This is a genomic window from Roseibium salinum (assembly GCF_026240905.1).
In the GTDB taxonomy this organism is placed as follows: Bacteria; Pseudomonadota; Alphaproteobacteria; order Rhizobiales; family Stappiaceae; genus Roseibium; species Roseibium salinum.
Window position 1 is genome coordinate 1501220 of sequence record NZ_JAPEVI010000003.1, and the last position, 21179, is coordinate 1522398.

Consider the following 21179-nt stretch of genomic DNA (forward strand, 5'->3'; position numbering starts at 1 on the left):
CACCAAGCCATCATTCTCAACGGACCCGAGGGTCAGGACGAGGTACCCGATGACCGCCACAGACCAGACCGCCGACATCAAGACCGTGATGCAACTCTCCGACGAACTAACGACCTGGCTGCTGGAAAAGGCCCTTCCGGTGTGGTCGACGGTGGGTGCAAACCACAAGGCGGGTGAGTGTTACGAGGCGATAAGCCTGGACGATACCAAGGCGATCACCTCCCCGCGCCGCGCCCGCGTCGTTCCCCGCCAGATCTATTCCTTCCTGGAGGGCGCCAACCTCGGCTGGGGCGGGCCGGCAAGGGACCTGGCCAAAGGGCTTTTCGACTGGCACGTGGACAGGTTCCTCACCGACGACGGCTATTTTGCCGCCGCGGTGGATATGGACAACCGGATCACGGATCGCTCGTTCGATCTCTACAATCAGGCCTTCGCATTGTTCGCCTTCGCCCAGATCGCGGCGCATGTTCCAGAGTGCCGAATCGCGGCCGTCGACCAGGCCGCAAATCTCGTGAACCATCTGTTCGACAACTACCGCCATCCGGAGGGCGGCTTCCGGGAGGCCAACCCGGACAAGGCGCCGCTCTGCTCGAATCCGCACATGCACCTTTTCGAGGCCTGTCTTGCCTGGGAAGAGGTGTCCGACGACCCGGCCTGGCAAGAGCTATCGGACGAAATCGCTGAGCTTGCGCTGACGCGGTTCATCGATCCGGTGAATGGCGGCCTGCGGGAGTTCTTCGACCTGGACTGGTCACCGATGCCCGGCGAAAAGGGACGTGTCATGGAGCCCGGCCATCAATTCGAGTGGGCATGGCTGCTGACAAGGTGGGGCCGGTCCCGTGGCGATGCCGGCGCCCTGGTCGCCGCCCGGCGCCTATATGACATCGGCTGGACCTATGGTATCGACGAAAGCCGCGGCGCGGCGTTCATGGCACTGAACGAGGACTTCACCGTGCGCGATCCGGTCGCCCGGCTGTGGGGACAGACCGAATGGATAAAGGCGGCGGTCGCCCTGGCGCAGATCTCGATCGGCGCGGAACAGGAAGCCTATCTGTCCGACATTCCCGACGCCGTTCGTGCCCTTCAGCTCTATTTCGAGGATGTGCCGGATGGTTTGTGGCGCGACAAGCTCCGCCCGGACGGATCATTCATCGACGAACCGGCGCCCGCCAGCTCGCTCTATCATATCGTCTGCGCCATCTCCGACCTGAACGCCTTTGCGCGTACTCTCTAGGATATGGCCCACGAGATTGAACGCACTGGTCTCTCTGGAGAGATCCGACGGACGCCAAAACGGCTGCGGGCAGCAGCGTCAATGCGTGTGGCCGATGCACATGAATCGACCTGCGGACTTTTCCTCCCTGCTCGTCGCCGTTTTGATGGCGAAACCAGAGCAGGATAAGACGCAAACCGCCTTTTTTATCGGGGCGTGGCATTCTATAGCTGGTCGCGAATTCGGATTGGACTCGTAAAGCAACAGGGAACCGGTATGCCCAAGGCTCAAATCATTGATGGTAAGGCCATCGCAAGTTCCGTGCGCGATGAAATCACCCGCCGTGCAGCCAAATTGCTGGAAACCAGCGGCAAGCGTCCCGGGCTGGCTGTCGTTCTTGTCGGCGAGGATCCGGCAAGCCAGGTCTATGTGCGCAACAAGGACCGCGCGGCCGAGGCCTGTGGCTTTCATTCGCTCAAGCATACGCTGCCCACTGAAACCAGCGAGGAAGAGGTGCTTGCCCTTGTCGAGCAGCTCAACAACGATCCGGATATCCACGGCATTCTCGTGCAGCTTCCCCTGCCCGGCCATATTGACGAAGGCAAGGTCCTTCGCCTGATCCGTCCGGAAAAGGATGTCGACGGCTTCCACCCGGTCAATGTGGGCCTTCTGACCACCGGCGAACGCGAAAGTGCCCTTGTTCCCTGCACGCCCGCCGGCAGCCTCGTTCTCCTCAAGCGCACGCTGGGGGACACGCTGTCCGGAAAGAACGCCGTCGTGGTGGGCCGGTCGAACATCGTCGGCAAACCGATGGCGAGCCTGCTGCTTCAGGAAAGCTGCACCGTGACCATCGCCCACAGTCGGACAAGAGATCTACCCGATGTGGTGCGCGGGGCGGACATCGTCGTTGCCGCCGTCGGGCGGCCGGAGATGATCAGGGGCGACTGGATCAAGCCTGGCGCCACGGTGATCGACGTGGGCATCAACCGCATTCCGGCCCCCGAACTGGGCGAAGACAAGTCGCGGCTGGTCGGCGACGTGGCATTCAGCGAGGCCGTCGAGCATGCCGGCGCCATCACGCCGGTTCCCGGCGGCGTCGGCCCCATGACCATTGCCATGCTCATGGCCAACACGCTGACCGCCGCACGCCGGCTGCTCGGTCTTGCGGAAGAAGAACCTCTGTTTTGACGCTTGGCGGCGCAGCACTGCCAACATTCCGACCGTCATCGAAAAGCCGGGGCTCAGGTCTCAAGCAAGTCAACACGATGTTGCCGCCCCGCACTTGCGCCGGGTCGGCGGCCATGGTCTACCGTGTTTCGATTACCTTAACCATGGTGACCTAACGTGCGTAGCGTAGGGACTGCAAGTGCAGTTCGGTCGACTTGTATCAGAAATCGCTGATGCCATTCGGCCGTGCCAATCCGTCAGGCGGCTGTAAGTGAAGGGTCTTCCGTCCTGCAAACCCGGCGCGCGTCCGGGTGCGTTTGAATACGCCGTTCATACACCGGTTGCCTTCTCGGCGCCCGGTGCGTTTGGCGTTGCCAGGCTGCTGATTCCCGCCGGTCTCGTTTGCATGGTTCTGGCCGTCACCGCCCTGCCTGCCCATTCCTTCGAAATTTTCGGCTGGAACCCGTTCGGTTCTTCCGAGGATGTCGACCCGGTTCCCGACCCGCTCCCCTATGAGGCCGAGCTTTCGGTGTCGGGTGACGACGACGATCTTTCCAAGGAATTGAGCGCGGCCTCGTTGCTGGTGCGCGAGCAGAAGAAGCCGCCTTCCGGTGAGGCCGGACTGGTTGCACGCGCGCTCTCGGACCGGGAACGGCTGATTGCGCAGCTTTATGCCGACGGACGCTATGGTGGAACGGTCGATATCGCCCTCGCCGGTATCCCGCTCGAAAGCGTACTGGAGCGCAGCGGCCTGCCGGACGGGCGGCCCGTCAAGGTCTCCATTCTGATCAACCCCGGACCGGTGTTCACATTCCGGGATGTGTCGATCTCCGCCAAGGGCAGCGAGCTGTCCACGGATCCTTCCCTTTGGGGTCTGTCGGGCGGAGACACGGCGGAAGCGGACAAGATCCGGACCGCGGAACAGCGCATGGTGAACGTTCTTCGGGGACGCGGCTTTCCGAAGGCGAATATTGCGGAGCGGCAGATAACCGCCGACCACAGCACCAACACGCTGGCGGTTACAATCGTTGCGGAAGCCGGTCCGCAAGCCAGATTCGGGGCGGTATCCGTCCAGGGAATGGAAGTCACCGATCCGGAGTTCGTCGTCCGGCAGGCAATGCTGCCGCAAGGAGAGATCTATTCTCCCGAAGATCTGGCGCGGGCCCGCCGGCGGTTGAACGATCTCGGCATCTTCTCATCCGTCCGGATCATCGAAGGTGGGATCGAAGACCCGGACGGCACCATGCCGATCACGATCGAGGTTACCGAGCGCAAGCGCAATGTGATCGGTGCGGGTGCGACCTGGTCCAGCACGGAAGGGTTCGGTGTCGAATCCTATTGGCGCCGCAGAAACCTGTTCGGCCGCGGCGAACTTCTGTCCATCGAGGGTGCCGTCGGACGGATCGGCAACCAGAGCCTGACCGATCTCGAGTATTCCGGCCGGATTGCGTTTGAAAAGCCCGGCGTTTTCGGCCCGCTGACCAGTTTCTCGACCAGTCTCCAGGCCAAGCAGGAACATCCCGAGGCCTACAAGAGCCGTTCGATCACCTATGACGCCTATTTGAACCGGGAGTTCACGGAGCAGCTCAAGGGGCGCGCCGGGGCAGAAGTCTATTACGCCAACGAAGAAGATGCCTTCGGCGAGGAAGACTATCTGCTCGTCGGCCTGCCGACGCTCCTCACCTTCGACAACCGGGATGATCTTCTCAATCCCTCCAAAGGCGTCTTCGCCGCGCTTTCCGCCGAACCGGTCTATGACACGTTTAACTCCAACGCGATGGGTTTCGTGAAAGGCACGGTTTCCAGCTATTATGCGCTGGACGAGGCGAAACGCTTCATACTGGCCGGAAAGGCCTCCGCGGGTACCATCTACGCCCCTTCCGTCGAGGCTGTTCCCGCCAGCCGCCGCTATATCGCCGGCGGCGGAGGATCGATCCGCGGCTACGCCTACCGCAATGTCGGGCCGCGTGTGAACGGCGAAGTGACCGGTGGCCGCTCGCTCATCGAACTGTCGGGCGAAGTGCGCGTGAAGATGACGGAAACCATCGGAATCGTGGGTTTTGTAGACGCCGGAAACGCCTACGAAGACAGTTTTCCCGACTTTTCGGAGGGCCTGAAGATAGGCGTGGGCGCGGGCGTGCGCTACTTTACGCCGATAGGGCCGCTTCGGATCGATGCGGCCATACCGTTGGATCCGGAACAGGATGACCCGGATTTCGCCCTCTATGTCGGTCTGAGCCAGGCGTTTTAACGCAGATGCGTTTTTTGAAACTCTCATTGCGGTTTTTCGGTTTCCTGCTTCTCCTTGCCGTCGCCGTACCGATACTTGTGATCGCCATACTGCAGATACCGGCGGGGCGCACGCTTGTTTCGAGCCTCGCCAGTGATCTGGCATCTTCCGACAGCCGCACAGTCACCATCAGAGGGCTTCATCTCGGCTTCGCTCTCAATGCTGAAGCCGAGCATGTGTCCATCGCCGATGCGGGTGGTATCTGGTTGGATGCCGACCAGATCGCCCTGAGCTGGGATCCGCTGAAACTGCTTTCCGGCGAGTTGGCCATTGCCAGGGTCTTTGCGAAGCAGGTTGACCTGCAACGAAGGCCTCTGGTGCAGCCGGATGCCGTGTCGGCCACCGGGGAGACCGGTGGCGGTGCGGGTGGCTTTTCCATTCCCCTCGATATCGATCTGCAGAGCATCGAGTTTAACGAAATCAATCTCGGAGAGACGCTGCTGGGGGCGCCCATCTCCCTGACCGCGTCCGGATCGGGGAATGTCGCGCTGGATCCGGCCATTGTCACCGCTGACCTGGATATCCATCGGATCGACGGCGTCGATGCCGGGTTGACGGCAAGAGCCATATTCGAACCTGCGGCAGAGACCCTTGAATTCGATATCAGCGTTTCCGAACCGCGTGGCGGCCTGGTGGCCCGGCTGCTCGACGTTCCGGACCTGCCGGCCGTGACACTGGAATTGACCGGTTCCGGCCCGCTGACAAGCTGGGCGGCGAACCTCGACCTTGCGCTCGACGGCCGGCGAACCGTGACCGGCTCAGCGCAAATCGAGCAAACCGAAGACGGACGCCGCATTTCCTTCGATCTCGATGGAGAGCTTGCACGACTCGCCCCACCCGCCGCGGAGGCATTCCTGCTCGGGACAACGCGCGCTTCCGGGCAGGCCTGGTTTTCGCCCGCGTTCGAACCTCTGTCGGCGGATGTATCCCTGAAGACCCGAACCGTTTCCCTCGATGCGAAGACGGCCCTCACCGGTGATACTATCAGCGCCTCCGGAAACCTCTCCATAAGCGCGGGAGACAGCGCTCTGATCGCGGTCGACCTGGGCGACCGGCGGATCGTGTTCGGCCCCATGGACGCTGAATTTTCCGCATCAGGACAGCGTTCGGCGGCAAACTGGTCTGCACGGGCAAGCCTTGCCTCCCTCCAGGCATCGGAAGCGCGGACAGATGAAATCAGGCTCGAGGCCTCCGGCTCCGGTGCCGATCTGCGAGCCGATATTCTGACCTCGCCGTTGCAATTCACACTGGCCGCCGCCGGGTTCCAGGGCCTGACACCAGAGACGGCACCGCTTTCCGGACCGCTTTCGGTCAAGGGAACCGGCGCGCTCGACGGCGCCGAACGGACGGCGGCGTTCGCGGATCTCAACGTCGCGACCGCGATCGGCTCAGTCACGCTGACGGAGACGGAAATCTCCGCGGCCCGGGTGAGTGGGCGGGGCCGTCTCTCCCTGACCGACCTGGCAAAGCTTTCCGGGCTCGCGGCGCGCGATCTCGCAGGAAGCGTTTCGGGCGAATTCACCGCTGACCTGAACCCGGAGACAATCGAGGGCTCGGCAACTGTTTCCCTGAAGACCCGTGATCTGCAAACCGGCATCGCTCAGGCCGACGCGCTCATGAAAGGCGAAAGCGACATCGAGCTTGCGGTGGATATTTCGGGCGCGGATAACGTCACGGTGAATACCCTTTCGCTCGCCAACGATGCGCTACAGGCAAGCGCCGATGCAACCTACCGGGACGCAACCCTGACCTCCGACCTGACGGCAAGCCTGACCGATCTCTCCGGGATCGACCCTCAACTCTCCGGACGTCTGACCTTAGAAGCGCGGACATCCGGCCCCATCAATGCGTTGAGGGTCGAGGCGAAAGCGACGTCGGAACAGATCATGCTGGCCGGAACCCCGCTCGACGACCTGAGCTTTTCCGCAAGGGCAACGGCCGACACGGCCGCGCCGACGGCCACGGTCAAGGGGTCCGCATCGCTGAACGGCCAGCCGATCGAGGTGGACGTCGAATTGACCAGCAAGGATGGCGGCGCCAATGTCAGCCCGCTTTCGATCGGCCTTGCCGGAAACACGGTGACGGGTTCTCTTGCCGTGACGGACCTGAACAGGCCGATGGAAACGCTTGAGGGGCGCCTGGATATCGACGCGCCCGATCTCGCCTCCCTCTCGCCTCTTCTGCTCACGGAAATCAGCGGCCGCCTTCAAGGCACGATTTCGGCGGACCCGGACACAAAGAGCCTGGCGCTCGACCTTACCGGTTCCGAGATTGACGTACCGTCTGCAACGCTTGGTTCATTGACCCTGAAGGCCAATGTCGCTTCGCCCTACACGCCCCAATCTGTAACCGCGGATATCCGGCTTTCCGACCTGCAAACGGACGTCACGCCCATTCACGGCGTCACCATCAGCGCGGAACCGCAGGACGACGGCACCGCGATCGCGCTGGAAATGAGCATGGACAGGAACAGCGAGGACGGGCTGACCCTGAACGCCCGGGTCAGCGAACCTGATGCCGGCACGTATCTGGTCGCCCTGCAGGACCTCGCCCTGCGCTATCAGGGGCTGACGAGCAAGCTCAAGCAGCCGACATCTGTTTCCTACGCAAATGGCGTGGCAACGATCCAGCCTCTGGATCTTCAGCTCGGCGGCGGTTCCCTGTCGGTCTCCGGCAAGGCCGGCCGGACGCTTGATCTGGCCGCCGAACTGAACTCCGTACCCCTCAACCTCGCCAACGCCTTTGTGCCTTCACTGGGGCTCGGCGGAACCTTGTCGGGCAACGTCTCGGCCAATGGCAGCAGTTCCTCGCCAAAGGCGGAGTGGTCGATCAGCGGTGCGGGCCTTACGGCAAACGAACTTGGAAAGAATGGCTTGGAGGCTTTCAGCCTGACCTCGTCAGGAACGCTGGAAGACAACCGGATAAACCAGACGACGAGAGCGACCAACCCGGCCGGCCTGAACATGGCCGCCTCGGGAACCGTGGGACTGGCACGGCCCAATCCGCTTTCCCTCAAGGTGGAGGGTACGCTGCCGTCTGCCGCCCTGTGGCGCCCGATGCTGGAAGCGGGGCTGAGGGGTGACGGGGCGATCAATCTGCAGGGCTCGGTCGGAGGGAGCGCCGCCGCCCCTTCCTACCAGATCACGGCAACGCCGGCCGATCTGAAAATAACCAGCCTGTCGACAGGCTTAACGGTTCAGAACGTTCGGGGCACGATCACCGTCAACCAGGATCAGGCGAGCCTCAACGCGATTACCGGCGACCTTTCCACCGGCGGGTCTCTTGCGGCGTCGGGGACAGTCGGCATGACAAACGGCTATCCCGCCGACCTGCAGATCGGTCTCACCAACGGCCACTATGTGGACCCCGGGCTCGTCACGGCAGACATCGGCGCGGACCTGAAGATCTCCGGCCCGCTCGTCTCGTCGACGGATTCGGCGCTCATCAGCGGCAAGGTCGAAATCAACAAGGCCGATATTTCCATTCCCGAAAGCCTTCCGGGAGCGATTTCTCCCGTGGACGTCCGGCACATCAACGCGCCCGCGGCCGTCCGGCAGCAAGTCGCCGAACTTGGCGGCGATTCCAGGCAGAGTGGGACGCAGCAAGGAAACCTGCCGCCCCGGCTGGACATCCTGCTGACCTCGCCCGGGCGCATTTTCATCCGCGGCCGCGGACTGGATGCGGAACTGCAGGGCGACCTGAAGATTGTCGGAACCACCGCGAACCCTCAGGCCATCGGGGCCTTCAACCTGAAGCGCGGCCAGTTCGACATTCTGACGCGGCGGCTGCAGTTTTCCCACGGCAGAACCACATTCCAGGGCTCGCTGACACCGATCCTTGATTTTGCCGCGACGAGTGCGGTGAGCGGCACGACGGTTACGGTGACGGTGAGTGGGCAAGCCGACGATCCCGCCATCGCATTCAGCTCATCTCCGGAGATGCCCCAGGACGAGGTGCTTGCCCTGCTGCTGTTTGGCAAGAGCATCGGCAACCTTTCGGCGACCCAGGCGGCGCGCCTCGCCGCGGCCATCGCCACCCTGACCGGCGGCAGTGACACCGGCCCCCTAGCCTCCATCCGAAAATCGCTCGGGCTCGACGCCATCGATGTCAACACAGACGGCGACGACGGTCCCTCGGTAGCTGTCGGCAAATACATCAATGACAACATCTATCTGGGCGTAGAACAGGGAACCGGTTCCGGATCGAGCCGGGTCAAGGTCGACATCGATCTGGACCGCGGCCTCAAGGTTCGCGGCGAGGTCGGCGCGGACGGATCCTCCAAGGCGGGGATCTTCTTCGAACGCGAATACTGAAGTTGTTGTTCACTCACTCGCAGTTTTGGCAGGAACGCTGCGGGATCCCGCCATTTCCCGCTCTCCATGCGACAAATTCACGATAAGCTATTGCAGCCGGGACGCGTATCTGCGAACCTTAGGTTCATGACCCACATATTCAAAAGTAATGTTCCGTCCTCCGCGGAAGACACCGTCTATGTGACGGCGGAGAGAGCCGGCATTGACGAGAGTTCGATAATGTCTACCAGCAGCAGCGATTACACTCTGGGCGAGCGGATCTGCAAGGCCCGGGACGTATGTAACCTGTCGACCGCACAGCTTGCCCGCCGCCTGGGCATCAAGACATCAACCCTGCAGAGCTGGGAAAGCGACCGCTCGGAGCCGCGCTCGAACAAGCTGGTGCTGCTCGCGGGCGTGTTGAATGTCAGCCCCACCTGGCTCCTGGTCGGCCGGGGCACTCCGCCCATGTCCGACGAACCGATCGGCACGGATCTGGACGGCATGCGGATGACACTTAGCCGCATTCGCCAGCAGGCCCAGGCCCTTGCCGACGAGATCGCGATCCTTCAGGAGCGATTGGCCGGCGACTGAGCCGGCCCCCTAGTCCAACTCTCCAGCAAACCGGAGGAGATCCTCCAGGATCTGCTCCGGGACCTTCAGCCCCTCGCTTGCGGCGATTTTCCGGGCTTCCAGCCTTCGGCTGCCTGGCAGCCGGGCGCCGTCTGTCGCCTCCATTTCGTGGAACAGAAGGCCGATTCTCTCCCAATAGACGTTGTTGGACGTGAGCCCGGGATCGATCGCAAGGATGGTCTGGGCCAGGTTGGGCGGGTCGCCCTCGCCGTCAAAGACACTGCTCGCCTCGAATCCGAAATGCGCACCAACGAGCGCCGCGGACAGCACCTCTATCATCATCGCGAGCGCGGCGCCTTTCGCTTCACCGATCGGAACCATTGTGCCGTTCATCGCCGCTGCGGCATCCGTCGTGGGCCGGCCGGACGCGTCCAGTGCCCAGCCCTCCGGGATGGGTTGTCCGGTCCGGTTGGCAGCCATGATCTTGCCTTTTGCAACCCGGGAGACGGCGAAATCGATCACCAGCGACGGCATGCCTTTCGGCCCGGGAGCGGCGAAGGAAATCGGGTTCGTGCCGAACATGGCCCGGCTGGCTCCCCAGGGGGCGATGGACTTGGGGGCATTGCCGAAGACCATCGCAACAAACCCCTTGTCCGCCAGAACTTCGCAGTGCGCGCCGCCCTGGCCGAAGTGATGGGACCGGTGAATGGCGGCAAGCGCGATACCATTCTGCCGTGCCATGTCCGGCAGAACCTCCAGCGCCAGCGCGATCGCCGGATAGGCAAAACCATGTCCCGCATCGATCCGCACCAGCCCGGGTTTCACGGGCTCGAGCGACGGCTTGGCCGTGCCCCTCACCTTTCCGGCGCGGACCTGTTCGATGTAGGACGGCATCCGCGACAATCCGTGCCCCGGCTGACCGGAGGTTTCCGCGCCAACCAGGGCGCGCGCAACCGCACGCGCGTTCGCCGGGTCCGTTCCCGCCGCAATCAGAGCCTTGGCGGCAAGGCGTTCTGCTTCGGCAACTGCAATGGTCCGTGTCACTCGATTTCCGGTCCTTAAGCTCACGAACTGGCGTCAACACCAGTGGCGAGACGCTTCCCTAGCGCCTTGTCCGTTTTCCTGCAATCGTCTTTGCTGCAAACCATTTGAATGCTGATCCTTTTCCGGAAAATCGCTTGCCAGAGCCTTCACCCGCCCCCTATCTGTAGAAAAACATCTCCGGTCTTCGATCGGCCATCCATCTCATCTCAGCTTCCAGGGGGGACCCCATGTCCTTGAACACATCGCTTTTGAAACAACAGGTTTACATTGATGGGGCTTGGCTGGACGCCGACAGCGGCAAGACGATCGAAGTCACCAATCCGGCGACCGGCGAGGTTATCGGTACGGTTCCTTTTTGCGGCCGCGCCGAGACGGCGCAGGCAATTGCCGCCGCCCAGGCGGCCTTTCCGGGCTGGAAGGCGCTGACGGCCGAAGCGCGTGCAAATTACATGCACAAACTGTGCGACGCCATCATGGAGCACCTTGACGATCTTGCGGTCCTGCTGACGAGCGAGATGGGCAAACCGTTTGCCGAGGCCAAGGGCGAGATCACCCTCGGCGTGAAATACATCAGGTTCTTCGCCGAGGAAGGCAAGCGGATCTACGGAGATACGATCCCCTCGCCCTGGGCCGACCGGCGCATTGTGGTTACCAAGGAACCTGTGGGAGTCGTCGGCTCGATCACGCCCTGGAACTTCCCGAATTCCATGATCGCCCGCAAGCTCGGCGCCGCCCTTGGCTCGGGTTGCACGATGGTGATGAAACCTGCCGAGTTCACTCCTTTTTCCGCACTGGTCTACGGAGTAATGGCCGAGAAGGCGGGGCTGCCAAAAGGCGTCATCAACATCGTCACTGGCGATGCCCCGGCAATCGGCGAGGAAATGTGCGAAAACCCCGCCCTGCGCAAGATCACCTTCACCGGCTCCACCCGGGTCGGCAAGCTGCTGGCCTCCAATGCCGGCAAGCACATGAAGAAAATCAGCATGGAACTTGGCGGCAATGCCCCGTTCATCGTGTTCGACGATGCGGATCTCGACCGTGCGGTGGAGGGTGCCATCGCCAGCAAGTTCCGCAACTCCGGGCAGACCTGCGTTTGCGCGAACCGGATCTACGTGCAGGCCGAAGTCTACGATGCCTTCGCCCAGAAGCTGAAAGCCGCAGTGGCGGCCGAGTTGAAGGTCGGCAACGGGCTGCAGGAAGGCACCACCCAGGGTCCGCTGATCAACGAAGCGGCCGTTGACAAGGTAGCTGCCCATGTGAAGGACGCCCTCGAAAAAGGCGGCCAGCTGCTGGCCGGCGGCAATCGGCCGGAGGGACCGGGCACCTTCTTCGAACCGACACTCATCACGGGCGCGACCCAGGAGATGGCGGTCGCGCACGAAGAAACGTTCGGCCCGCTGGCGGCACTCTTCAGGTTTGAGACCGAGCAAGAAGCCATACGGCTCGCAAACGATACGCAATACGGCCTTGCCTGCTATTTCTATTCCAAGGATCTCGGCCGCTGTTTCCGGGTGATGGAGCAGCTGCAATACGGCCTTGTCGGGGTCAATGAAGGCGTGATCACCACCGAAGTCGCCCCCTTTGGCGGTTTCAAGGAAAGCGGCATCGGCAACGAAGGTTCCAAATACGGCTTCGACGACTATCTGAACGTGAAATACAACTGTATCGGTGGCCTGGGACTTTAACGGTCTGGCGAACAGGCAACGTTCCCGGTGTACCGGACGGGACCAGGCCTGTGGTATGGCAACAGCCGTTACGCCGCCTTGAGCAGCTGAGAAGAGAATTCGGCCGAGCCCATGGGCCGGCCGAACAGATATCCCTGGCCGCAGGGACAGCCCAGTTCCAGCAGTTTGGCTGCCTGGTCCGGCGTTTCGATCCCCTCGACCACCACGGACATGCCAAAGCCCCTGGCGAGATGAAGCACCGCTTCGATCACGGCAACGTCCTGCTTTGCCTCAATCGAGCGACGGACGAAGGACCGGTCCAGCTTGATCTTCGAAAACGGATATTTCGGGATATAGCCGAGCGAGGAATAGCCGGTGCCGAAGTCATCCAGTGAAAAACTGCAGCCAAGCGCTTTCAGCTCTTCCATGCAGGATTTCAGATCCAGGCTCTCGTCGATGAACAAGGATTCGGTGATCTCCAGATCGAGCCTTTGTGCGGGAAAACCGGTCCGCTCCAGAGCCTCGGCGACCGTCGTGACAAGATTTCCCCGGCTGATCTGGATAGCGGAAATATTGATCGACAGCTTAAGAGGGTTGCTCCAGGTGAGAGCCTCCTTCATCGCCCGGTTCATGGCCCAGGCGCCAAGGTCGACGATATAGCCGTTTTCCTCTGCAATCGGTATGAATTCTGCGGGCGAAATCGGCCCGAGTTGCCGGTGGTTCCACCTGAGCAGCGCCTCAGCGCCGAAGACGGACCGATCCGCGAGGTTCACCAGAGGCTGGTACTCCATGCGCAACTCGTCGCGGACGATCGCCTTGAAAAGCTCCGTCTCCAGGGTGCGCCGCCGCTCGAGAGCGTCTTCCAGTTCCTGGCGGAACGCGACGACGGACACCTGCAAGTCGCGGCGCGCCCTTGCCAGCGCATTGCCGGAATTCTTGAGAAGGATGTCCGGCGGGGTCTGTCCGTCCGCAAGCTGGTAACCGAACTTGAGCTGAACGGAGATCCTCGCGCCATCGATGGTATAGTCTTCGCAGATGACATCCCGAAGGGCCTCGATCATCTGCAGCCCCTCATCGCCGTCCGGACCGCACACGAAGACGCCGGCAAACACATCGACGGAGATAGCGGACCAGACCGCCTCCTGTGCAAGATGGCTCTTCAGGCGTGAGGCGACCGCCTGGCGAAGCGTGTCCCCGTAGGAAAATCCAAGGGAAGCGATGATCTGATCCAGATTGGCGATCGCGAACTGGATCAGGCACAGGCTCTCGCCCATGCGCCCGGCGGTCCGGGTCTGCCGCTGCAACTCCTGTTCGAAGCCGCTCCGGTTCAGCAGGCCCGTAATCGGATCGAAACGGGCAAGGTATTCCAGCCTCTCGGCGGATTCGCGTTCTTCGGTAACATCGCGGCAGGTCAGGCAGGCAAGCGATTGCGTCTTGACGTCCTGACGCCTGTTTGCCCGCACAATCGTTTTCTCCGACCTGGTGACGACATATTCGATGACCTGGCGTTTGCCGCTCTCCAATGGAACGATCAGGACTTTTGGAACGGGTTTCCGGTCCTGCCGGGCGTCGAGAACCGCCAGTGTCTCCTCGACCAGATCCTTCGGCAGGACCGTCTCTGCCATCATTCCAACCAGCGCTTCACTGGCAAAGAGCGAGCGAGCAGCCCGGCTTGCGGCGGTTATCCGTCCATCGCCGCCAAGCACGACGATGGCGTCGAAACTCTCATCGAACACCAGGCCAAGCATACGTTCGCTGTTTCGCCGGCTAACGGTAGCGAGGTAAGACAGGAACTTGAGAAAGCCCAGTTCCCTGATCACGATGCTTGCAGCGGCAAACAGCAGCACGAAATGGCCGCTTGCGGTGGCGACCAGAATGGGCGCCGACGTCTGAACCCCGAAAGCGACAATCTCGAACGCACAGGCCGTCAGCATCAGGATCAGAACCTTGACGAGCCACCCCTCCATCCTCGTCATCAGCAGCACGAAGAAGATGGCCAGGGCTGTCAGGACGGCGATCGCCTCCCCGTCAACCACCATCGCCCGGCCTTGAGCAATGCTTTCCGCTCCGAGTGCCTGGATAACGCTGCCGGGCAGGAAACCGTGGACGGGCACGGGGAACACGTCCCTGAGTTCCTGTGCGCTGGCGCCGATGATGACTTTCTTGCCGCGGAAACTGTCGGGTGTGACTGTTCCACCCAGAACATCTACGAGGGAAACGCGTTGCATCCGGTCGATCGCGATGCCGTAGTCCAGACCAAAGGCGCCGGTCGCCTTCCCGGTATGCCCTCCCAGCAAGGCCGCGGCGGAAATCTCGGGACTGCCGTCGATCGGGTAGCCATAGAGATTTCGCCAGACGCGGCTGTCGCTCTCCACGGGCACCATGACGACAACCGGCCAGGCTGCATCCAGGAACCTGTCCAGCGGCCGGTTGACGATTTCGCCTGCCGTGCCGGCCGAGGAAGCTGGCTGACGGAAAACGGCGAGGCTGACGTTGCCCGCCCGCTCAATGGCATCGGCCAGGAGTGCGTCGTCTTCCGGGTTTGAGGCGGAACTGAAGTCGACGTCGAAGACAATGTCCTGCGCCCCTTCGGCGGCCAGGCGATCGGTCAGATCCGCGAAGAGCCTGCGGGGCAGCGGCCATACACCAAGTTCATCCAGGCTCCTGGCATCGATATCGACCAGGACGATATTTCCCGAAACAGGCCGATGATCCAGACCGAAACGGGTTTCCCACAAGAACCGGTCGAGCACGGTGACGGCTCCGGCCATATATAAAACGGCGACGGCCGCAATCACGGCGAATGCGGCCAGACAGGCGTCGAGAATGCGCTTTGTTGTTCCTGCCTGCCAGTGCAACACGGCTACCGTCCGATGCGGCACATCAGGGGACGCGGATCACCGCCAGGACGGCCCTCTCGAAGCGCTTCCCACGCCATCACCTGTTCTTTCCGTTGCTACCGGCGTTGCCGCTGCTACCGGAATTGTCGCTGCCGCTGCCAGCGGAGCCGCCGCTGCCGCCGGAAGCGCCGTTGCCACCGGAGTTGCTACTGCCGCCAGCGTTGGCATTTCCGCCAGCTCCCGAATTGGCGGCGTTTCCTGCTTTGCTGGCGCTGCTTGCGGACCCGGCATGGCTTGCCCCGACGTTGCCGGAGGGACCGTCCGCTTGAGCGTTCGCGGCCCCCGAATGGGCCGGGACATTCTTCACTGCGGGCGTTTCGAAAGCGGGAGCACGCTTCGCGCCGGGACTGACCACCGGTTTGGTTTTGCCGGCAACCGACAGGCCGACCTTTCGCGCCGGAGCGCTCGATGCGCTCTGCCCCGCACCCAGTTCCGTCCTGTCGCCGGAAGCAAAGTCCTCCACCGCGACCACGCCGCGTTCGACGGAGACACGCGCCTGTTTTTCGCGAACCCGGACTTCAAACCGGGTTCCCTTGACCACGGCCGCGAAAAACGGGGTTTCGACGGTAAAATGCGGGCGCTGCCGCTTTTCCACGTCCACTTCTATCGTGCCCTTGCGCTGCAGGAGCGTCGTTCTCGTTCCGCGGCTGAGGCGTTTCGAGATTGCGAATGTGGTGTTCGGTCCGACAGCAATGGTTTCGTCGCCGCGTGCGATCAGGGCCCTGGCACCGGGCCGCGTTCCCATCGTGAAGCCTTTTTCAAAGACCATGCCCTTCTCGACACGGTAGGCTTCGACGCCGGGCGCAACGAAATAGGCGATGCCCGAGACCCGCTTGACCACCCATTCTTCGGCGCCGGCGAAAGACGGGCCAAGAACAAGGGAAACAAGAATGAGCACGGAAAGGCATCTGGCGAGCCTTCCAGCGAACAAGTTCAACTTTCCTGGATCCGCAAACTCCGTTAACAACTTTTGGCTGCGGCCACTTACAAGCACAGTCATCGCGATACTACCTGTTCTATTGCTTGGCGATGAACGCTACGGGATGCCGCTTAACTTAAAGTGAAAACAAACGACTAATCTGGATACAACTTTACGCTTGCTCCAAACACCTAAAGTTGTCTCAAAGATCAATAGACTATTTCAACGAAGGCAGCCGGCGACCTTCGAACTGCCTTGCCGCATGGCCGAAAGTATTTGGTAGCTGGTAGTATCGCGCCTGTGTTTCCGCGGACGGTGCGGCATCCGAACGGCGCCGTTGCCATCGTCGGACAGTGCGGTCAGGTGGGGGTTGCCAGTTCTCGCTCCACGGCGCGAAACGTCTCGACATGATCGATATTCATCTGTTCGATGCCGCTGCGGACAGCCCTTTCGAACACCGACCGGTCGTCGCCCGCATAAAACATCTGAGTGATCAGTCCCGCTTGTCTTGCCTCGGCTGCGAGCTCTTCAGTCAGATTGTGCTCGTTGAACTCGATAATCCGGGCTTCATGGGCCACTGCGCGGGCGACGGAACCGACATGTTCAAAAAGAACCATCCGCCGGAAATCGGGGACCTTGGCCCGTGTTGCCGCGCGGATCGCCTGGTCGAACGAAAAGGTCCAGGCCTCTTTCAGCATGCCCCGGACGGCCAGCAAGTCACGTACTTCCGCCGGATCGCCTTCCTTGATTTCGGCATAGGCCACGATCCGCCCCCGGCAGGCGTCCAGAAACGTGTTCAGGCGGGGAACCCGCTCACCGGCAAATTCCGGACTGAACCAAGAGCCGGCATCGAGCGTATCAATTTCATCCGACGTCATGTCGGCAAACCGGCCCGTTCCATCCGTCGTCCGATCCACGGTGGCATCATGCATCACGTAAAGGACGCCGTCCCTGGAGGGCCGCACATCGAATTCAACGACTTCAGCGCCCATATCGATGGCGCCGGCAAGGGAGGCCAGGGTGTTCTCCGGCGCTGAGAGACAGGCTCCCCGATGACAAACAATGACCGCATGTCTCATGCTTATTCTCCTCTGCCCTCAAGCTTGGCGCCCGGGACACTTCGCGCTGATAGTGAGCGCCATTGGACGAGGTTTGTCAAACAGGTGACCGATTCTGTTGATGGAATGATGACAGGCAAAATGTTTCGATATCTCAAATAGTTAACGAATCAATCAACCTTAGAATGGTCGGCCATGAGCGCTACACCGGGGCGGAGGGTCGCGAGTCGGCACCATCCCTTTCTGCGCGCGCGGGGCAGCCTTCCCTTGAGGTTTATACCATAGCCCGCTCATACACAGTTCACCGCTTGTCCTATGCATTGTTCAGTGGGCAGGAACAGACAGTCAAATGGCGCTCCGAATTTTTCCACCTATGTAGGGGCGGCAGCGTTCATGAGAGAACGCTCCCGATACACACTATGAGGTTTGACCATGATCCGTATTGCAGCTTCAGCGCTTGCACTTTCCATGCTGGCGGGCGCCGCCGTCGCCGAACCGGTTGCGTTCGATTTCGACAAGTCCCACGCCAACCTGTCCTTCTCCTACGACCATCTCGGCTTTTCCACGACCGAAGGCCGTTTCGGCAATTGGGACGGCGTCCTGTTGATCGACAAGGAAACTCCTGCCAATTCCTCCATCGAATTCACGATCGACGTGACGAGCCTCGACACGTTTTTCGCCGAGCGGAACAAGCATTTTCTCAGCGCTGACTTCTTCGATGCGGAAAAATATCCGACGGCCGCATTCACGAGCACCAAGGTCGAAAAGACCGGCGAAAACCAGCTGGAAGTTACCGGCGACCTGACCATCAAGGACATCACCAAGCCGGTTACGCTCACCGTCGACGTCACCACTTTCGGCGAACACCCGATGGCCAAGAAAGAAGCCGCCGGATTTGCGGTTTCGACGGTGCTGAAACGTTCCGACTTCGGTATGGACATGTATGTGCCCTATGTCGGCGATGAAGTGACCGTAACCTTCCACGCCGAAGCGCTGAAATCCGACGCGACCAACTGAGTTTCATGCCAGAAGAGACCGGCAGCGGCCGGTCTCCCTTTTCCGGAGAATTGCCATGCTGCGTAACACGCCATCAGGTTATGGGCGCATCGCCATCGTCTTTCACTGGACAATGGCGCTGCTGATCATCGGCATGCTCGCACTCGGCCTTTACATGAGCGGGCTGCCGCAGACAGATCAGGCGACATTCCAGCTCTATCAACTGCACAAGTCCATCGGCTTTGTCGTCCTGACGCTGGCTGTGCTCCGCCTGGTCTGGCGGCTGACGAATCCCGCGCCCAGACTGCCGGAAAACATGCATCCTCTGGAGAAGACCGCCGCACATCTCGGGCACATCGGCCTTTATGTGCTGATCTTCGCCATACCGGTCACTGGATGGTTCATGGTGTCCGCCTCGCCCTGGGGCATTCCGACGATCCTCTTCAACGTCCTGCCGGTGCCGCATCTGCCGGTTCCTCCCGCACTCGGCAGCCAGGAGCAGGCGGAGAGCTTTTTCAGGCTGCTGCACGAATACGGCGCGTTCCTGCTGATCGGCCTGATCACCGTGCATGTCGCAGCCGCACTCAAGCACCACTTCATCGCCCGGGACAACACGCTGATGCGCATTGTCTCCACCGGTCCGGCCAAGGCAGACGTCTGAGACATAACATTAGGATTCCTTCACATGAACTTGAAAAATCTATCGTATGCTTTGATGGTTCTGTCCGCTGCGGCAACCGCGTCTCCGGCATATTCCGATACATGGACTGTTGATCCGGAGAAAAGCACGCTCGGTTTTGAGGTCACGCAGGGCGACGGCACGGTCGAAGGTGTTTTCAGCACATGGGACGCCACGATCGACTTTGACCCGCAGGCTCCGGAAACAGCGCGTATCTCCGCGGAAATCCAGCCGATGAGTGCCGCGACCGGAAACCCGCAATTCGACGGAACACTGCCCGGCAAGGACTGGTTCGATGCCGGCGCATTCCCGTCCGCCGAATTCAAGTCCGAAAACGTGGCCCTTGTCGAAGGCAAGAGCTACCGGGCGGACGGTACGTTGACCATTAAGGGCATTTCCCAGCCGGTCGAGCTGGATTTCACGCTTGATATCGACGGAGATACCGCCACCGCGAAGGGAACGGCGACCGTCAACCGTCTCGATTACAAGCTCGGCAGCGGCGTCGGCACGGATACGGTCGGCGACGTCGTCACCGTGACCCTCAACCTGACCGCGACCCGTTAATCGCGCAGCATCTCTCCCTGAGACCATTTGATCAGGCCGCGGCACTTGGCGTCCGCGGCCTTTTTGCCGTATGAGAACACCACTCATTGTTCCAGCGCCGCCGGCAGACCGGTTGGCAGCCAGATCAGGAAAGCCGTCTCATGAACGCTCCGCTCACGCCCCCCGTCTATCAGCACGGTGCGCTTTTCCCGCAAGGCGCGGATCAGACACCTTACCGCAAGCTGTCCTCCGACCATGTCAGGACCGCCGAGTTCAACGGCGAAGAGGTCCTGATTGTCGAGCGGGAGGGGCTGCGCCTGCTCGCAGAGGAAGCCTTCAAGGACATCAATCACTTCCTGCGTCCCGGTCATCTGGAACAGCTCAGGAGAATTCTCGAAGATCCGGAAGCCACCGAAAACGACAAGTTCGTCGCCTTCGATCTGCTGAAAAACGCCAATATCGCCGCCCATGGCGTGCTGCCCATGTGCCAGGACACCGGCACGGCGATCATCATGGGCAAGAAGGGGCGCCGGATCTGGACCGACGGCTCCGACGAAGCCGCCCTCGGAGAAGGCGCGCGCGATGCCTATTTCAAGAAGAACCTGCGCTATTCCCAGCTTGCGCCGATTTCCATGTTCGAGGAGCAGAACACCAAGAACAACATGCCCGCGCAGATCGAGCTCTATGCGGACGGAGAAGACGCCTACAAGTTCCTGTTCATGGCCAAGGGTGGCGGTTCCGCCAACAAGACCTTCCTGTTTCAGGGAACGCCGTCCCTCCTGACCCACGACCGGATGATCGAATTCCTGAAAGAAAAGATCCTGACGCTCGGCACGGCCGCCTGCCCGCCCTATCACCTGGCGATCGTCATTGGCGGCACCTCCGCCGAGATGAACCTGAAGACGGCGAAGCTCGCCTCCGCGCGTTATCTCGACGGACTTCCGACCGCCGGTTCCGAGCTTGGCCACGCCTTCCGCGACCTGGCGATGGAAGAAGAGATCCACAAGCTGACCCAGGCGACCGGCGTCGGCGCGCAGTTCGGCGGCAAGTATTTCTGCCACGACGTGCGCGTCATCCGCCTGCCGCGCCATGGGGCTTCCCTGCCGATCGGTCTTGCCGTTTCCTGCTCCGCAGACCGCCAGGCGGTCGGCAAGATCACCAAGGACGGCATCTTCCTGGAACAGCTGGAAATGCATCCGGAGAAATATCTGCCGGAAGTTACCGACGATCACCTGTCCGACAACGTGGTGAAGATCGACCTGACCCGGCCGATGCCGGAAATTCTGGCCGAGCTTTCCAGGCACCCGATCAAGACCCGCCTGTCGCTGAGCGGTCCGCTGATCGTGGCACGCGACCTGGCGCATTCCAAACTGCGCGACCGGCTGGAAAGCGGCGAGCCGTTGCCCGACTATTTCAAGAACCACCCGATCTATTACGCCGGCCCTGCCAAGACACCGGAAGGCATGCCGTCGGGCTCGTTCGGTCCGACCACGGCAGGCCGGATGGATGCCTATGTCGACCAGTTCCAGGCTGCGGGCGGCTCGATGGTGACGCTTGCCAAGGGCAACCGCTCCGCCCAGGTCCGCCGCGCCTGCCAGGCCCATGGCGGCTTCTATCTGGGCTCCATCGGCGGACCGGCCGCGCGCCTCGCCCAGGACTGCATCAAGAGAGTGGAAGTGGTCGAATACGAGGAACTCGGCATGGAAGCGGTGTGGAAAATCGAAGTCGAGAACTTCCCGGCCTTTATCGTCATCGACGACAAGGGCAACGATTTCTTCAAGGAACTGAACCTCGGGTAACGCTGCTTCTCTGGGGGGCGGAGAATTTGCTCGGGTTGCGGG

14 protein-coding genes are annotated in these 21179 nt (G+C 61.5%); 10 read left to right on the plus strand and 4 right to left on the minus strand.

The features are described from left to right. Positions 1-49: 49 nt before the first annotated feature. The 5 genes from ON753_RS11485 (at position 50) to ON753_RS11505 (ending at position 9556) form a co-directional block, all read left to right on the plus strand. Positions 50-1234, plus strand: a complete 1185-nt coding sequence (locus ON753_RS11485) for an AGE family epimerase/isomerase (protein WP_265962652.1) — start codon at positions 50-52, stop codon at positions 1232-1234. Between the two features lie 255 nt (positions 1235-1489). Next, positions 1490-2401 (plus strand): bifunctional methylenetetrahydrofolate dehydrogenase/methenyltetrahydrofolate cyclohydrolase FolD, encoded by a 912-nt coding sequence (gene folD / locus ON753_RS11490; protein ID WP_265962653.1) that lies wholly within the window; start codon positions 1490-1492, stop codon positions 2399-2401. Between the two features lie 250 nt (positions 2402-2651). Next, positions 2652-4631 carry an autotransporter assembly complex protein TamA gene (locus ON753_RS11495; RefSeq protein WP_323054724.1) on the plus strand — a complete coding sequence of 660 codons (1980 nt, stop codon included), beginning with the start codon at positions 2652-2654 and terminating at the stop codon, positions 4629-4631. A gap of 5 nt (positions 4632-4636) precedes the next feature. After that, complete coding sequence (locus tag ON753_RS11500) at positions 4637-8983, plus strand: translocation/assembly module TamB domain-containing protein (protein WP_265962654.1); 4347 nt, start codon at positions 4637-4639, stop codon at positions 8981-8983. Positions 8984-9202: 219 nt separating this feature from the next. Next, a complete protein-coding gene (locus ON753_RS11505; RefSeq protein WP_265962655.1) occupies positions 9203-9556 on the plus strand; it encodes a helix-turn-helix domain-containing protein in 354 nt (117 codons plus the stop codon). A gap of 9 nt (positions 9557-9565) precedes the next feature. On the opposite strand, the gene ON753_RS11510 is transcribed toward ON753_RS11505, so the two are convergent. Further along, a complete protein-coding gene (locus ON753_RS11510; protein WP_265962657.1) occupies positions 9566-10579 on the minus strand; it encodes an Ldh family oxidoreductase in 1014 nt (337 codons plus the stop codon). 227 nt (positions 10580-10806) lie between these two features. On the opposite strand from ON753_RS11510, the gene ON753_RS11515 reads away from it, so the two are divergent. Further along, complete coding sequence (locus ON753_RS11515; RefSeq protein WP_265962658.1) at positions 10807-12264, plus strand: NAD-dependent succinate-semialdehyde dehydrogenase; 1458 nt, start codon at positions 10807-10809, stop codon at positions 12262-12264. A 68-nt stretch (positions 12265-12332) separates the two neighbouring features. Here the strand turns inward: ON753_RS11515 and ON753_RS11520 are convergent, their stop codons facing one another. From ON753_RS11520 to ON753_RS11530, 3 genes are all read right to left on the minus strand, one after another. Further along, on the minus strand, positions 12333-15104 hold the full coding sequence (locus tag ON753_RS11520; RefSeq protein ID WP_265962659.1) for an EAL domain-containing protein: 2772 nt from the start codon (positions 15102-15104) through the stop codon (positions 12333-12335). A 76-nt stretch (positions 15105-15180) separates the two neighbouring features. Beyond that, positions 15181-16074 (minus strand): FecR family protein, encoded by an 894-nt coding sequence (locus ON753_RS11525; protein WP_265962660.1) that lies wholly within the window; start codon positions 16072-16074, stop codon positions 15181-15183. Between the two features lie 347 nt (positions 16075-16421). Continuing rightward, a complete protein-coding gene (locus ON753_RS11530) occupies positions 16422-17141 on the minus strand; it encodes a glycerophosphodiester phosphodiesterase family protein (protein ID WP_265962661.1) in 720 nt (239 codons plus the stop codon). 411 nt (positions 17142-17552) lie between these two features. Here ON753_RS11530 and ON753_RS11535 point away from each other — a divergent pair, with 411 nt between their 5' ends. The 4 genes from ON753_RS11535 to ON753_RS11550 all read left to right on the plus strand — a co-directional run bounded on the left by ON753_RS11535 (position 17553) and on the right by ON753_RS11550 (position 21137). After that, positions 17553-18137, plus strand: a complete 585-nt coding sequence (locus ON753_RS11535) for a YceI family protein (RefSeq protein WP_265962662.1) — start codon at positions 17553-17555, stop codon at positions 18135-18137. Between the two features lie 55 nt (positions 18138-18192). Next, positions 18193-18777 carry a cytochrome b gene (locus tag ON753_RS11540; RefSeq protein WP_265962663.1) on the plus strand — a complete coding sequence of 195 codons (585 nt, stop codon included), beginning with the start codon at positions 18193-18195 and terminating at the stop codon, positions 18775-18777. Positions 18778-18801: 24 nt separating this feature from the next. Continuing rightward, positions 18802-19359 (plus strand): YceI family protein, encoded by a 558-nt coding sequence (locus ON753_RS11545; protein WP_265962664.1) that lies wholly within the window; start codon positions 18802-18804, stop codon positions 19357-19359. A 140-nt stretch (positions 19360-19499) separates the two neighbouring features. Beyond that, on the plus strand, positions 19500-21137 hold the full coding sequence (locus ON753_RS11550; protein ID WP_265962665.1) for a fumarate hydratase: 1638 nt from the start codon (positions 19500-19502) through the stop codon (positions 21135-21137). The last annotated feature ends 42 nt before the right edge of the window (positions 21138-21179 follow it).

Excerpts from the sequence above, each read along its gene's own strand:
- ON753_RS11515 (WP_265962658.1), top strand. The coding sequence starts at position 10,807 with ATGTCCTTGAACACATCGCTTTTGAAACAACAGGTTTACATTGATGGG.
- ON753_RS11540 (WP_265962663.1), top strand. The coding sequence starts at position 18,193 with ATGCTGCGTAACACGCCATCAGGTTATGGGCGCATCGCCATCGTCTTT.
- ON753_RS11550 (WP_265962665.1), top strand. The coding sequence starts at position 19,500 with ATGAACGCTCCGCTCACGCCCCCCGTCTATCAGCACGGTGCGCTTTTC.
- ON753_RS11530 (WP_265962661.1), bottom strand. The coding sequence starts at position 17,141 with ATGAGACATGCGGTCATTGTTTGTCATCGGGGAGCCTGTCTCTCAGCG.
- ON753_RS11505 (WP_265962655.1), top strand. The coding sequence starts at position 9,203 with ATGTCTACCAGCAGCAGCGATTACACTCTGGGCGAGCGGATCTGCAAG.
- ON753_RS11535 (WP_265962662.1), top strand. The coding sequence starts at position 17,553 with ATGATCCGTATTGCAGCTTCAGCGCTTGCACTTTCCATGCTGGCGGGC.
- ON753_RS11545 (WP_265962664.1), top strand. The coding sequence starts at position 18,802 with ATGAACTTGAAAAATCTATCGTATGCTTTGATGGTTCTGTCCGCTGCG.
- folD (WP_265962653.1), top strand. The coding sequence starts at position 1,490 with ATGCCCAAGGCTCAAATCATTGATGGTAAGGCCATCGCAAGTTCCGTG.
- ON753_RS11500 (WP_265962654.1), top strand. The coding sequence starts at position 4,637 with ATGCGTTTTTTGAAACTCTCATTGCGGTTTTTCGGTTTCCTGCTTCTC.
- ON753_RS11485 (WP_265962652.1), top strand. The coding sequence starts at position 50 with ATGACCGCCACAGACCAGACCGCCGACATCAAGACCGTGATGCAACTC.